This window comes from Flavobacterium sediminis (genome assembly GCF_003148385.1).
GTDB classification, from domain to species: Bacteria; Bacteroidota; Bacteroidia; order Flavobacteriales; family Flavobacteriaceae; genus Flavobacterium; species Flavobacterium sediminis.
The window spans coordinates 2,460,944-2,475,523 of sequence record NZ_CP029463.1 but is presented as its reverse complement, the minus strand read 5'-3'; the positions used below and the strand labels follow the sequence as shown (position 1 = coordinate 2,475,523).

11 protein-coding genes are annotated in these 14,580 nt (G+C 34.4%); 7 read left to right on the top strand and 4 right to left on the bottom strand.

The genetic code is table 11. The features are described from left to right. Together DI487_RS11410 and DI487_RS11405 are read right to left on the bottom strand one after the other, a co-directional pair. Nucleotides 1-2,133 carry a hypothetical protein gene (locus DI487_RS11410; protein ID WP_109569762.1) on the bottom strand — a complete coding sequence of 711 codons (2,133 nt, stop codon included), beginning with the start codon at nt 2,131-2,133 and terminating at the stop codon, nt 1-3. A 74-nt stretch (nt 2,134-2,207) separates the two neighbouring features. Then, nucleotides 2,208-4,241 carry a hypothetical protein gene (locus DI487_RS11405; RefSeq protein WP_109569761.1) on the bottom strand — a complete coding sequence of 678 codons (2,034 nt, stop codon included), beginning with the start codon at nt 4,239-4,241 and terminating at the stop codon, nt 2,208-2,210. Nucleotides 4,242-4,456: 215 nt separating this feature from the next. Between DI487_RS11405 and DI487_RS11400 the strand changes: the two genes are divergently transcribed. The 7 genes from DI487_RS11400 (at nt 4,457) to DI487_RS11365 (ending at nt 11,728) form a co-directional block, all read left to right on the top strand. After that, the gene (locus DI487_RS11400; RefSeq protein ID WP_109569760.1) at nt 4,457-5,110 is read left to right on the top strand and encodes a hypothetical protein; all 654 of its coding nucleotides are present in this window, start codon (nt 4,457-4,459) and stop codon (nt 5,108-5,110) included. Between the two features lie 738 nt (nt 5,111-5,848). Further along, the gene (locus DI487_RS11390) at nt 5,849-6,610 is read left to right on the top strand and encodes a sensor histidine kinase (protein ID WP_109569758.1); all 762 of its coding nucleotides are present in this window, start codon (nt 5,849-5,851) and stop codon (nt 6,608-6,610) included. 35 nt (nt 6,611-6,645) lie between these two features. Next, on the top strand, nt 6,646-7,284 hold the full coding sequence (locus DI487_RS11385; RefSeq protein WP_109569757.1) for a response regulator transcription factor: 639 nt from the start codon (nt 6,646-6,648) through the stop codon (nt 7,282-7,284). Nucleotides 7,285-7,420: 136 nt separating this feature from the next. Continuing rightward, nucleotides 7,421-7,954, top strand: a complete 534-nt coding sequence (locus DI487_RS11380) for an RNA polymerase sigma factor (RefSeq protein ID WP_109569756.1) — start codon at nt 7,421-7,423, stop codon at nt 7,952-7,954. 1 nt (nt 7,955) lies between these two features. After that, nucleotides 7,956-8,585, top strand: coding sequence for a hypothetical protein (locus tag DI487_RS11375; protein WP_109569755.1), 630 nt, complete (start codon nt 7,956-7,958; stop codon nt 8,583-8,585). A gap of 336 nt (nt 8,586-8,921) precedes the next feature. Then, nucleotides 8,922-11,102, top strand: coding sequence for a VWA domain-containing protein (locus DI487_RS11370; RefSeq protein WP_109569754.1), 2,181 nt, complete (start codon nt 8,922-8,924; stop codon nt 11,100-11,102). Nucleotides 11,103-11,233: 131 nt separating this feature from the next. Next, the gene (locus tag DI487_RS11365) at nt 11,234-11,728 is read left to right on the top strand and encodes a heme-binding domain-containing protein (protein ID WP_109569753.1); all 495 of its coding nucleotides are present in this window, start codon (nt 11,234-11,236) and stop codon (nt 11,726-11,728) included. 74 nt (nt 11,729-11,802) lie between these two features. On the opposite strand, the gene DI487_RS11360 is transcribed toward DI487_RS11365, so the two are convergent. Continuing rightward, nucleotides 11,803-12,699, bottom strand: coding sequence for a phospholipase A (locus tag DI487_RS11360; RefSeq protein WP_109570667.1), 897 nt, complete (start codon nt 12,697-12,699; stop codon nt 11,803-11,805). 91 nt (nt 12,700-12,790) lie between these two features. Beyond that, complete coding sequence (locus tag DI487_RS11355; protein ID WP_109569752.1) at nt 12,791-14,425, bottom strand: ABC-F family ATP-binding cassette domain-containing protein; 1,635 nt, start codon at nt 14,423-14,425, stop codon at nt 12,791-12,793. Between the last annotated feature and the right edge of the window lie 155 nt (nt 14,426-14,580).

The window sequence follows — 14,580 nt, the reverse complement described above, 5'->3', positions numbered from 1 at the left end:
TCAAGACATCAATCCGGGAATCCTTAGAGTTGCCGATTCACTATAATTCAAACTCTTCGTTGTTATCTTTATCAAATTATAGTTTTCATCAAAATATTTTATAGAATAATTGATGTTTTGACTGTTCTGTTTTCCGGGAATAATAAAACTAAAATTGAAAGCTCTTTTTAGCGGATCTTTGAGATCTTCTTTCAACGTTTCGAAATTGAAAAGACTTTGCGAATTGACAACCTCAACATCGAGTTGAATGCGTTCAACTTCTTTCGGTTGGGAATCAATAAGTACTGAAATATATCTTCTTAAATCAGAGTCTTGTGAAACCTGTGTAGCGATTTCTTTCTGTATATCTTCTACGATTTCGTATTTCAATTCAATGCTATTCAATGTTCTGTTATCCAATAGTGTATTTATGGCATCATACGTGATCTCTTTTGATTCACTGGATTTCAATACCGGAAACGTCTGAAAAAAAGTTTGATTAAAAAAGACTTCCTTACTTTCGTCCCTAACGACCATATCACTCAAAATACAATCAGATAATGAAAAATTCTCTAATGTAATTGTCTTCTTGTCATTGTCTAACGATGCTTCTATTGCATTGCCGATCGTTTTATTGATATTTGTATCAATAATACTGGAGTCTTTGATCTCTTTATAAATGAAGTTCAGATTAGCATATTGAGAAATTCCGTTTTGCAAAGCGTTGAAAAGAAGATTGGAATCCCTAAGCGATTCTGTTTCGTAATTAAGTTGGTAATACTTCCCGTCCTTAACTACCGTGGCATTCTGTAAAAGGTTATTCCCTGTAATCTCGATCTCTGCATCCGGCAAATCGTTAGGAAAAAGGAATCTGATATCGCTTTCGTCATCCAGAAAACGGTTCCTTTTGAGCTCTAATTCCAGTTTAGCACTATCAAATCCTGAGAAATCCGGTCCGATTGCAAAATCAAATACTACTTTAGACAACTCTTCTTGTGAGCTTTCAACATTTGCGAAAAAAGAAATTTCAACGCAAGGGCTAAAATCGTCTGAAGTTCTTGCTATAAAATACTTTTTAGGAACAATTAGGAACGTATTGGGTTGAAGTGTTGATTTATAGATCGTCAGAGTATCAAAAGGAAATGCGGTCATGTAAATTTGCTGAAACTCTGAAAACACATCATTTAGCCTAAACGGATTAGCTTCGACCTTTTCATTGTTTAATGTTTTAAACAAGCCGCTTGACAGATTAAAATTTAAAGTCTGATTGTGTTTGTAGATGTATGTAGACTTAACAATTGTTTCCGTTTCTTTGGGTAAAGACATTTTTACCTTTTTATCCGCAACTTTTACATTAGCTGCTTTTGCTCTTATAACATTGCTTTTCCTGAAGTTCAAGGTACTCACTTTTAACTTCCTCTGCGCATTTGCTTTTTTTATGATGTCTTTAGACAAATCTTTACGCAAAGCCGTTATCGGGCTTAATGAAATAATCGGGCGGAACTTTACTTCTGTATATCCTTTGAACTCGAAATAAAGATCAATACTACACTGTAAATCTTCTATCTGAGTAATCAGATTGGTAAAGGCTATTTTTACCGCTTCATCTTTCAGGTTAAATTCGATATAATTGCTATCGTGATGAATTACTCCATTGATCAGCGTTGTTTCATCGTCAGAAATTTTTAATTGCAGTGTAGCCTGACTCAATGACAGATCAATGTTTTGTTGCAATCGTGACCTGCTTTTTGAAAGTTGGTATCCGACTAAAACTTTACCCATGTAGCCTTTTATATTTCCATCTGCATCGAATACATTTTCATAATAAAAGAGGGTTTGTTTATAAGGTGTTATCTGAATTTGAGGAAATCCCATTTGTACTCTATTATCCTCATGGGCTTTAAATTTAGATCCCTCATTAAACTGTTCTACATTTTCTATAAAAGGTGTGTATTCTTTTTTGGTTTTGAACAACGGGATTATTCCTTTTTTCATCTCGATCGATTGCACCACCGGATGGGCAACTACTACCGATCTTTTTCCGATCACATTTTTTCCTAATACGGTAACGGGAGCTGCCGGTTCCAGATTGAATCTGTTTACGGGCACTAACTTTTCTCCTTTTACTTTGTATACTTTTTGAGTGTCTGGCATGTTTCTATAGTTTAAATGTTACCTTTTGAAGGAAAAAGGAGAATGAAATATTCTCCCTTTTCTTTTCAAAATACTCAACTTGAGAACTCATCTCTTATTTTTTGGATATCCTTGTTCTTAGCTTCTGTGTCAGTTGGTATTTCAAATAACACATCTCCTTCTAAATAATCCAACTCCATATAAGGCGTGGTGATAGTTACTTTTTTGCTCTTATTACCGATCTTTCCTTTACAGGTATATTTGATTTTATATTTGGTATTTTTAATAGCATACCCTGATTCATACCATACACGATAAGGAATAAGATCTTCATAATTCTCTGAAGTGAATTTAAACTTCTTACTCGACATTTTATCTGCTTTGAAAGTCACTTCCAACGTATCACATTCGTACAATTCTTCTGTTGATAAGGTGTAATTAATCATGTTCTCAATAGGTAGCGGAATGAACAATTTGGTTCCTTCAAATTCAAACTCGTACTCTTTATCCTTGATCTTTACACGTTTGTCCTTTTCATACATAATATTTTCACGAACCTTTACTTTACTTCCGTTTGCCCCCTCATTTTTAACAAAGTCGAAAACAAAAGCATTTTTATCCATTGATCTGTCGTTCCACGTAGCCGGCAAAACGGCATCGATCTCTTTACCGGATCTGGATGTAGTTTTTACATAAGGTGTTCCGCCCGGCGCTAACATCCTTCCGGAACTTTTCCATACGATGCTTCCGTTAGAATCAGGATAACCTACTTCAATAGACACCTGACTAACCGGACTGTCATTCACAATATCGCCGTCTTTATCCGTTTTGATCAAACCTCCGTTCAAAGAAGCGATCACCTGAACTTTTCTCCAGTCTTCATCTAAACGTACTTCAGTAATGTATTTTGCCAGATCTTTTTTAGCTGCTTCTCCTGATTTTGTAGTTAACGGAGTTAAATTAGCATCTATCTTTGAATTCATTACTTCAATTGCAGAGAACTTAATTTCATCTGTAAATTTAACTTTACGGATCTGTTTCCCTGATTTAATGCTTACCCCAACTCCTACATCACCTCTTAAGAAACGGAAAAAACCTCCTTTTACTTTAGGATCATCGGCTGGTGTAAATTGTTTTTCCGGCTTGTCAAAAATCTCTTTCTGAACCAATTGAAATGCAAAATCACGTTGTTTTGACAATAATTCCTGCTCAAATTTCTCTCTCTCCTCATTTGTGAATTGAGTATCGGTAATTACCTCTGAGATAATTCCTCCGCTAGTTACAATCTTTTCGTATTCTCGTTCCCAACTTAAGCTTACAAACGAAACTTCTGCTTTTACTTTTGAAGAGAAATAACTGTGGACTTTTTGTACATCAATAGTCGTTTTAATTGTGGTAGTCGGTAAATAAGCTTTATACTTGATGTTATTCACAACCTGTAAATTGTTAGTACCGTTCTCTAATGCACTTTTAACTAAGGAAGCACTGTTACGTCCCATTAAGACAGAAAAAGAATTTTCACCGAGGCCGAAAGTAGTTCCGGCACCGTCTCCCTGTACATTGAAAGCCCATGGGTTTGCTCCACCGAACGGATTTTCTTTAGACTCTTCTCCTACAACACGCAGAGAGATATTATTTTCTACCAATTGTATCGGGCGAACATTTGTTTCGTTAAAATCTCTGTCTACTCCTTTTAAAAATGAGAACAGTCCGAATAATTTTCCCTGTCTGTTGTTGTTATACTGCGTATGCAATCTGTCTTTTAGTTTATCGATTGCTTTCTTCAACAAATCTTCCGGTACATCAATTGTAGACGTTAAGGTTGTATAGGCTCCTGCTTCTTCTTCTAAGCCTTCAGCTCCGATCACTGTTGCAGAATCTCCTTCTGATTTAAAGACCTGCATTGAAAATTTATACTTTCCGTCTTTTCCCGGTTCTTTAGCTAATCTTGGATATTTCGGATAATAATAAAACTGCATCGGCTCATTTCCTTCCCGAAGTTCAATATTATTCGGATCCGGTGAAAAAACAACTGAAAAATCAGCTCCGTCTTCTTTTTCTAATAAAATTTCTACTGTCCCGGCTCCTGCATGTGGGTAGCCTAGAGGCTGTGGTTTTAATGTTGGCATTTTTTTAGTCTTTAAAATATTATGCTTACTCTTTTTTACAGTTTTCAGCGTCCCTGTTATTCGATCGACAGGACAAAATTGGTATTTTAAAAAAAGGTAATTATCAGTACTTTACCTGATTTTAATTAGAAATAGACTATAGAAAAAAGGGTGTTTTTCCCCTAAAAAGAGAAATTTTAATAAGTTATTTTTGCTAAAATAAATTTATACATATTATGAAATTAATTCAATCTATTCTCTTTATTGCTTTTACTTTAGCAATCTTATTGACTTCATGTGCTGATGATAAAGCAAATGAAGTTACAATGCCACACAACATCATTTCCGTAAAAAAAGGAATTTTGATGAAAGAGACTTATGAAAACGGAGTTCAACGTATTATTGAAAACAGTCGGGAAAACGGTTCGTATCAGGCAACTGAATTTGCGTGGATAGATCTGGATTCTTTGAAAAACTATATTAAGCTATTGGATAAAGTTTCTGAATTGAATAATACTAAAATAACCGGCATCAGAATTTATTATTCCCAATATCCGTCTAAAAAAGAATATAAGTATTCAGAAGGAGAAGAAGAACAATTATTACCCGGAAGAGAAACACTGTTCTTTGCTCCTACCATCAAAATGAATAGTACAAAACTTTCTCAGGCTTATCCATTACTTGAAAATGTTCCTTTCAGTATTCAACATGACGGAACTAATACATTAGTCGGTAAACTAAACGTAATTGAAGAATTGACCTATAAGAGCAATAGAAAAATAAAACGCTTTACCAGTACAAATACAGGAGCGTCTTTAGACGACAACAATAATGAAACCAGTTTATTGCTTAATGAACTTGCCATGTTTCCTCCTCCTAAAAATGACTAAAAAAGCAACAACTGTCCTAAAAGTAAGGAGAAACTTTTCTTTAATTACCATTATAATTTATATCTTTTAAGGCAGTTGTTTCCTATTTAAATAAAAAAATATGCGAATACCGCTTATCTCAACTGAAAACATTAGATTTTCTTTAATTTTATTAGAATTATTCGTGGCTTTGTTCGGAACGTTTTACTTCCGTAAATACTCCAAAAGTCCTCTGAAAATTCTATTATTTATCTTGTGGTATACATTTCTGAATGATATCGTAGGACTTACAATGCAATACGTATTTAAAACCAGTAATAATTTTATCATTTATAACTTTTATCAAGTTATCCGCTTTTCAGCTTTGCTATGGATTTACAGCCGGTATGTCAGAAACATCAACAACTATAAAGTCATCACTTTCTTTCAATTTTCTTATCTCTTTTCTTTTTTGATCAATCTTTATTTTGAAGATTTCTGTAAAAGCTATTTTCTGAATACTTTTATCATCGGAGCTTCGCTCGTAACCATCGCAATCATTATTTACCTTTTTGAAATACTACGATCGGATAAAATCTTATTTATAACAAAATCACTAGTCTTTTGGGTTAGCTTTGCGCATCTTATTTATTTTGTACCTAACGTTCCTTTTTATATTGTAAGAAAGTATTATTCTAATTCTAATACTATTCCTTTTATATTTATAATCAATTATTTCTTACTTTTAAGCTATAATAGTATATTAATTTCTGGATTTATATGGAGCAAAGCGGAATCGAAGGAGTAATTTTTGCCACTTTAGGACTTACAGGTTTGTGCTTTGTGATCATCCTGTTAATTGTTATTTTTCAACAGAAAAAGAACAAATTGTTGATAAAACAAGTTGAAGAGAAAAAAAACTTCGAACGGGAAATCGTTGAATCACAGATCGAAATAAAGGAACAAACCCTACGGAACATTAGTTGGGAATTACACGACAATATAGGTCAGTTATTGACGCTTGCTAAAATTCAGCTTCAAAAAATAGAACACTCCGATACCCGGGAATTACATGATAACTTAACCCGAATTTTAAATGAAGTACGAGCCCTTTCAAAAGTTACCAATCCGGATTACATCAGTCAGATCACTTTAGAAGATGCTCTTAAGTTGGAAATAGAACGCTTTAACAGATTAAATTACATTGAATCGACCTTAGAGTTGAAAGGAAATTTTTCACACATTAATCCTAAAGCTGAGATCATTATCTTCAGAATATTACAAGAGTTTTTTTCTAATACCATAAAACATTCAAAAGCAACAAAACTCAATGTTGTTGTAGAATATAACAACTTAACAAACGAGCTGATTATAGAGGCGAACGACAATGGAAAAGGTTTTGACACCTCAACAAATTTTGCTATGGGAGTCGGTTTATTGAATATGAAAAAAAGAGCCAGCCTTATTCAAGCGGATATTAAACTCAATTCTAAGATCGATGTCGGAACCAACTTACTGATTGTTTATAAACAAACTGATTGATCTTCCATCTGAATCTTATCATAAAAATTGTAATCATGAACAAAAGAACAGTTGCCATTATTGAAGACCATACTCTACTCTCAGAAGCCATTGCAGGAGTTGTAAACGGCTTTCCGAATTTTCATGTTGCTTTTTTATGTAAAAACGGAAATGAACTGATCGAAAAATTAAAATCTCATAAAGCACCGGAAATTATTCTAATGGATGTTAATATGCCTATCATGAACGGTATAGAGACTACCAAGTGGTTAACTGAAAATTATCCGGATGTGGACGTTATTGCTTTAACTGTTGAAGAAGACGAACACACTATTCTGAAAATGATAAAAGCAGGAGCTAAAGGTTATTTATTAAAAGATGTTGATAAAAAAACACTGGAACAGGCCTTAGAAAAAACAGTTGAAACCGGTTTTTATCACAACAATTTAGTCAATAATGTGCTGGTCAATTCTGTAACCGGAAAATCACCTAAAGAAGAATTGCTCAAAAATACTGAAATTGAATTCCTTAAATTGATCTGTACCGAAATGACATATAAGGAGATCGCCGATAAAATGAATCTAAGTCCTAAAACCATTGACGGCTACAGAGACAATCTATTTGTAAAATTAAATGTAAAGAACAGGATAGGACTTGTTATTTATGCCATTAAAAATAAAATCTTTAAAATTTGATTACTACTCTATCCTAGTTCTCCTTATCTTGAATTACGAATCTCTTTTCCGTAATTATTCTTAATTTTAAAAAAAGTTATGCTTTTTCCAACCTTTTCTTATTTTTTACACTCTATATAAGAAAGCGACGATTGTGATGGACGAAAAAATCATACAAGCCTGTAAAAAACAGCAACGCGATGCGCAGCGGAAGCTATACGAATATATGGCGCCCAAACTTTATTATTTATGCAAACGCTATCTTAAAAAAGAAGAAGAAATTGAAGAGGTTCTTGCTGATTCTTTTTATACTGTTTTTACCAAAATAGAACAATTAAAAGAAAACTATGCCTTTGAAGCCTGGGCTCGAAAAATTACAGTGAACCATTGCCTATTACAACTTAAAAAGAATCTGAATTTCAATTTATATCTGGAAGATGTATCCTTTGATAACCAACCTTTAGCAGACGCTATGACGGATTTAGAAGAAAAAGACCTGCTCAAATTAGTCGAATATCTTCCGGAAGGCTGCCAAACCATTTTCAATTTATTTGTAGTTGAAGGCTACAGCCATAAAGAAATTGCCACACAACTTCAGATCTCTGAAGGAACCTCAAAATCACAATTGAATGTTGCTAAGAACAAATTAAAAGAATTGGTAACAACCTACTATTATCAAAAAGCAAAGTAAAATGAAAACGGAAGATCAACTATATCATAAAATTAAATCGGCTGCTCAAAAAGGAGAAATACCAGACTTCCCGAACATGGAAAGTGTGTGGAACCGTGTAGAAGATAAATTAGATACCAATGTTTCACAGAAAGAAACTTACCGATGGAAAAAAGTAGCCATTGCAGCCTCTATTGTCCTTATCGGAACCATTATTTATCATTTTTATTATACCCCGGATACAGAACTGAAAATCAATGAACAGCCCCTTGTACTTCGGGATACTGTTAAAATCCAAAAAACAATTGAGGAAACACCTGCAACTGTTGTTACCCTTGAAAAAACATCACATCCAGCTATTAAAGCCGAAACTCCTCAACTGATACAAGAACAAATTGAACTAAGCTCTGATGCCGTTGCTTTAGAAGAAAAAGAGATTGAACTATATTCCAATGCAACTGCAACACCTTCGTCTGACGAAATCATGGAAACATCAGAAATTCAGGTTGAAACAGCTAAAGCCGAATCAAGTCCGAAAATGGGATTTACAGATTCCTCAATATATACGAAAAAAGCACAAAGATCCCCGATTATTCCGCAGTTGACCAAAAGGAAAACGATCAGGATAAAAAACTGGCACCTCTTATATTAATTGACGGAAAAAAAGTCTCCCGTAAAGAATTTGAAGAAATAAACCCAAAGCAATTAGATTCTGTCTTTGTTCTTAATGAACCACTTTATATCATCAACGGAACAGAATATACAGAGCAGGAAGTTTTCGGTCCTAATCCTAGCAGTCCTTATTCTCCTTTAGATCAACAAGAGATCATTTCGACAACTATTTACAAAGGAGAAGACGCTACGAAGTTATATGGAAAAAAGGGAGAAAAAGGCGTAGTCGTCATCACTACTAAAAACGGAAAACCGAAGAAGTAAGAAACACATCGTTAGCTCAATACATCAACGTTTCATTTAAAATCATTAAATCATGAAAAATGTAAAAATCTTTTCATTAGGGATTACTATGTTTTTAGTTTTCCTTAGTTTTAAAACCGTACCTTATTTACAATCAACAAAAAATCCGGAGAAAACAATTACCGGAATTGTTTCAGATGAGCTGGGACCTATTTCCGGAGCCAATGTCAATGTTCTAGGAACACTAAACAGTACTATAACGGATTTTGACGGAAAATATTCGATCAAAGCTAAAGAAGGGGACATTTTAGAATTTAGTTATATAGGAATGAAGGAAACCCGAAAAGTAGGGAAGGCCAATGTTATCAATGTACAATTAAAAGCTGCTGCTTTAGAAGAAGTGGTAGTAGTGGGTGCTACAGGAATAAAAAGAAAGAATGAAGAGACAACCACTAGTTATTCCGTTACGAATAACAGAGTAGTTTTCGATGAATCAGCTCCTCCTCTAAATCAAAATTATAGTCCCCAAACTATTTCGGGAAAAGTTGCTGGATTAAATATTAACTCAACAAATAATGAAAAAATAATTATAAGAGGAAATCGATCAATTATAGATGAAAACAAAGCCCTTATTATAGTAGACGGAAAAATTTCAACTACAGAAAAATTTCAAAAGATTACACCAAACGATATAGAATCTGTAGACGTAGTAAAAGGAGCTCAAGGAGCTGTTCTATATGGAGAACAAGGAGCAAATGGTTTAATTGTCGCCTTTACAAAAAATGGTTTAACACAAAAAGAAAAAGAGGATTTCAAGAAATTAATCAAACCTGACACTATACCAGTTGACACTAGCGACGAGGATTATGAAATTTTTCTTGAAAACGAATTTGAAAGTCCTAAACAATCTCCTCTTTCTACTTTTTCGATCGATGTGGATAATGCTTCGTATACCAATATACGTCGTTTTTTAAATTATGGGCAAGAGGTTCCTAAAGATGCTGTTCGTGTTGAAGAAATGATCAATTTCTTTAAATATGATTATGCACAGCCTAAAGGTAACCATCCGTTTGCCATTGAAACGGAATATAGTGATTGTCCCTGGAATGAAAATCACAGACTACTTAAGATAGGGTTACAAGGAAAAGAAATCCCTACTCAAAATTTACCGCATTCCAATTTTGTCTTTTTAATTGATGTTTCCGGTTCCATGAGTTCGCCAAACAAATTACCACTTTTAAAAGAAGCCATGAAAATTCTGGTAAACCAGCTACGGGAAAAAGACAAAGTAGCTATTGTAGTATATGCCGGAGCAGCCGGCTTGGTTTTACCTCCTACTTCCGGAACTAAAAAAGAAACGATACTAAATGCTTTAGACCAGTTGCAAGCCGGAGGAAGCACTGCCGGAGGAGCAGGAATTCAACTGGCTTACAAAATAGCACAGGAAAACTTTATCAAAGGAGGAAATAATCGTATCATTCTTGCCACCGATGGTGATTTCAATGTAGGTGCCTCATCTGATAATGATATGGAACGATTGATCGAGGAAAAACGTAAAAGTGGTGTATTCTTAACTTGTTTAGGCTTCGGAATGGGTAATTACAAAGACAGCAAAATGGAAATTTTAGCGGATAAAGGAAACGGGAACTATGCCTACATTGACAATATTCAGGAAGCCAACAGGTTTCTTGGCAAAGAATTCAAAGGAAGTATGTTTGCCATTGCTAAAGATGTAAAGATACAAATTGAGTTCAATCCCAAACACGTACAAAGCTATCGGTTAATCGGATATGAAAACCGAAAATTACGTCCGGAAGACTTTAAAAATGATGCTATTGATGCGGGCGAATTAGGAAGCGGACATACCGTTACGGCTTTATATGAAATCATACCAGTTGGTGTACAAAGCGATTTCTTTCAAAAAACAGATGAGCTGAAATATTCCAATGTAACAAACAATCAAAATTATTCTGATGAATTGGCAACAATAAAGTTCCGTTACAAAAAACCGGATGGTGAAAAAAGTATTGAAATAGTACAAACTATAAAAGACCAATCCGTTGCACTGGCTCAATCATCAGAAGATTTCAAATTCAGTACTGCTGTAGCCTGGTTCGGGTTAAAATTACGCGATTCAAAATTAATCCATAAAAAATCAAATGCTGATATTAAAGTTTTAGCTAAGCAAGGTAAATCAAAAGATACTGAAGGCTATCGAGCCGAATTCATCCGATTGGTAGATGCCCTTAACTAATTTTTCAAATTCTTTAATGAGTCTTCTTTTTGTCAGAATTGAAATCTTAAAAAGAGCTTAATTTATTTGATGGTCGTATTTCCTTCTGTATTTTTTTGTACATTTATACTTAAATTTTTAAGCCTTCTTTTATGAAAAAAATACTTTTAGCTATCGTAATTGTCTTAGTCGTTATCCAGTTTTTCCAAATTGATAAAACCAATCCGACTTTTGATGAAAATCAGGATTTTTTAAAAATCAACAACACGCCTCCGGAAATTGCAGCAATTGTAAAAGCATCTTGCTATGATTGTCATTCAAACCAAACCGTTTACCCTTGGTATTCGTATGTTCAGCCGGCAGGTTGGTTCTTAAAAGATCACATTGATGAAGGTCGCGAAGAGCTTAACTTTTCAATCTTCGGAACTTACGAAGCTAAAAGACAGGCTCATAAATTAGATGAATCGGCAGAATTGATTGAAAAAGGAGCTATGCCGTTGGAAAGCTATTTAATCATTCACAAAGATGCTTCGCTTACTGAGAGTCAAAAAACGGCTTTAACAGATTATTTCAAAGGGTTACAAAATCAGGTCAAAATGACTAACAACCTACCTGAAAACGAAACAGAAGAACACGAAAGAGATTAAGTTCACTTTCTAAATAATAGAATACATAGAAAGCTGTCTTAAACTATTTTTAAGACAGTTTTTTTATTTTTTGCTTACCAATCTGAAAAAGAAATCCCGATCCCTACTGTCGTTTGGTGGTGATTGTAATCAATCATGGTTTCTCCGTATCCGTCAAAAAACTGTACATGCCCTCTTAGATGTCCTTTTAGAGGAAAAACATAGTTCAGTTGCATGCTTCCACATTTTAAATGATTAAACGGATGAGTAACAATAGCATAAAATTGATGACGGTTGTAAGTATAAGCAGCATTAAGCTCTCCGTTTCCGATGTATTTAGTAATTGAAGGATTCTCGTCTTCATCGTCTTTCAGACGTATCCACGGGTGAAAAGAAACCAGCCAATTTCCATTCTCATATCCTAAATTAAAGATAATACGATTCCAACTTCTTGAGGTAGGCAGATCCTTTCCATTCGACTGATGGTTCAATGCCAGACCAATTGTTCGGAACTTTCCGCCTAAAAAAGAAAAAGAAACCGGATACATAAATATCAATTCCGGTTCGTAATTCAATTCTCTGAAGACTCTCGATAATTTTACATTGAATACTTGCCAATGTGCCTTTTGGGTATAGCCTAACCAGATATCTCCTTCATTATTAAAAAGTCCTTGAATAACTTTTGTTTTAAAACTCAACTGAAATTTAGTTTCTATACTATTATAAGGCTTTGCTTCATCTACTGAATAATCAGGATTTTCACTATATGGCTGATCATTTGGCTTGGACGACCAACGAGCCGGAGCCAGATAAATAGGCTTATAAGACATTAACCTAAAGGTTCCGTGTTTATCAATGCTATCAAGTTCCCAACGCTGTGAATACTTTTTCACAATATAGTCGTCAGACAACGAAAACAAGCTGTGTTGAGAGAAAGCAATTGAACAGAAAAAAAGTCCTGAAAAAATAAAAATCCTTTGCTTTTGAAACATTTTCAATCTGATTTTGAATTTCAAAAATAAAGGATTTTTTACAAAAAACAAGTTTATTCGCTTGACTCGTTAAACGGAACTTCAACAAAGTTTATTTTTCAATTTCCTTCAAATTCTCCATTTTTTTGAACTCCAGGAAACCTTTAATATCTTCAAAATGTTCGCGAACGCGCTTGTTACCGAACTCAAATACTTTAGTAACTAATCCGTCAAGGAAATCACGATCGTGAGAAACCAAAATTAATGTACCGTCAAAATCATTTAATGCTGCTTTGATAATGTCTTTCGTTTTCATGTCCAAGTGGTTCGTTGGCTCATCCAGAATCAGAACATTTACAGGTTCCAACAATAATTTGATCATGGCCAAACGTGTTCGTTCTCCTCCTGATAGTACTTTAACTTTCTTTTGAATATCGTCTCCACTGAACATAAATGCTCCTAACATATCCTTGATCTTTGTACGGATATCCCCTACTGCTATTCGATCAATTGTATCAAAAACAGACAATTCACCATCTAATAAAGCTGCTTGATTTTGAGCAAAATAGCCGATCTGTGCATTATGACCTATTTCTAACTTTCCTCCGTCATGCTGAATTTCGCCCATAATAGCTTTGATCATAGTCGATTTTCCTTCACCGTTTTTACCCACTAAAGCCACTTTTTGACCTCGTTCAATTACCATACCGGCATTGTTAAAAACCACGTGATCTCCGTACTTTTTAGAAAGTTCTTCTACCACAACCGGATATTGCCCGCTACGAGGTGAAGGCGGGAACTTCAACTTTAAAGCAGAAGTATCTACTTCATCAACTTCCACTAAAACGAGTTTTTCCAACATTCGAACACGTGACTGCACTTGTTCTGTTTTAGAAAAAGTCCCTCTAAAACGCTCAATAAAAGCTTTGTTTTCGGCAATAAATTTTTGTTGCTCATCATAAGCTTTTTGTTGATGTACTCTCCTATCTTGTCTCAATACTAAATAATCAGAATATTTCGCCCTGTAATCGTAAATCCTTCCCATTGTAACTTCTATCGTACGATTCGTAATATTGTCGACAAAAGCTCTATCGTGAGAAATGACCATTACGGCTTTGGCCTGAGTTACCAGAAACTCCTCTAACCATTGAATACTATCCATATCCAAGTGATTGGTAGGCTCATCTAATAAAATTAAATCCGGTTTTTTTAACAAGATCTTCGCCAGTTCAATTCGCATACGCCAACCTCCTGAAAACTCTGATGTTTTTCGTGTAAAGTCTTCCCGTTCAAAGCCTAACCCTTTTAAGACTTTTTCTACCTCAGCCTCATAATTAATCTCTTCAATAGCATAAAACTTCTCCGAAAGTTCAGAAACGCGCTCAATTAACTTCATGTAACCGTCACTCTCATAATCTGTTCGGGTAGTTAACTGTTCATTGATCTCATCTATTTCCGCTTTCATTTTAAAAATATCCTCAAAAGCTTTAGAGGTTTCTTCAAAAACGGTCAGTTTATCTTCCGTCAACAAGTGCTGTGGTAAATAAGCGATTACAGCTTCTTTAGGTGCCGAAACTACACCCCGACTTGGTTTGTTTACTCCTGCTACAATTTTTAACAAGGTTGACTTTCCTGCTCCATTCTTACCCATTAAGGCAATTTTATCATTTTCATTGATTGCAAAAGTGACCTCACTAAACAAAGTCGTCCCTCCGAACTCAACCGCAATATCGTTAACTGTAATCATTTTATTAGTCTAAAGTTAAAAGTCTAAAAATTAAAAAGTTTCTCAATTTTAAAGGCGCAAAGATAATTCAATTTATGAATTAAGAAACTGCTTAGAGTATAAGTTTTTATTATTCCATTTTATCAAAAAGTAATCTTAAGCAATCTTTAACAGTA

What these genes read in the sequence shown, in the direction of transcription:
- DI487_RS11400 (WP_109569760.1), top strand. Translation starts at nt 4,457, where the DNA reads ATGAAATTAATTCAATCTATTCTCTTTATTGCTTTTACTTTAGCAATC.
- DI487_RS11380 (WP_109569756.1), top strand. Translation starts at nt 7,421, where the DNA reads ATGGACGAAAAAATCATACAAGCCTGTAAAAAACAGCAACGCGATGCG.
- DI487_RS11355 (WP_109569752.1), bottom strand. Translation starts at nt 14,425, where the DNA reads ATGATTACAGTTAACGATATTGCGGTTGAGTTCGGAGGGACGACTTTG.
- DI487_RS11375 (WP_109569755.1), top strand. Translation starts at nt 7,956, where the DNA reads ATGAAAACGGAAGATCAACTATATCATAAAATTAAATCGGCTGCTCAA.
- DI487_RS11365 (WP_109569753.1), top strand. Translation starts at nt 11,234, where the DNA reads ATGAAAAAAATACTTTTAGCTATCGTAATTGTCTTAGTCGTTATCCAG.
- DI487_RS11360 (WP_109570667.1), bottom strand. Translation starts at nt 12,699, where the DNA reads ATGTTTCAAAAGCAAAGGATTTTTATTTTTTCAGGACTTTTTTTCTGT.
- DI487_RS11405 (WP_109569761.1), bottom strand. Translation starts at nt 4,241, where the DNA reads ATGCCAACATTAAAACCACAGCCTCTAGGCTACCCACATGCAGGAGCC.
- DI487_RS11385 (WP_109569757.1), top strand. Translation starts at nt 6,646, where the DNA reads ATGAACAAAAGAACAGTTGCCATTATTGAAGACCATACTCTACTCTCA.
- DI487_RS11410 (WP_109569762.1), bottom strand. Translation starts at nt 2,133, where the DNA reads ATGCCAGACACTCAAAAAGTATACAAAGTAAAAGGAGAAAAGTTAGTG.
- DI487_RS11390 (WP_109569758.1), top strand. Translation starts at nt 5,849, where the DNA reads ATGGAGCAAAGCGGAATCGAAGGAGTAATTTTTGCCACTTTAGGACTT.
- DI487_RS11370 (WP_109569754.1), top strand. Translation starts at nt 8,922, where the DNA reads ATGAAAAATGTAAAAATCTTTTCATTAGGGATTACTATGTTTTTAGTT.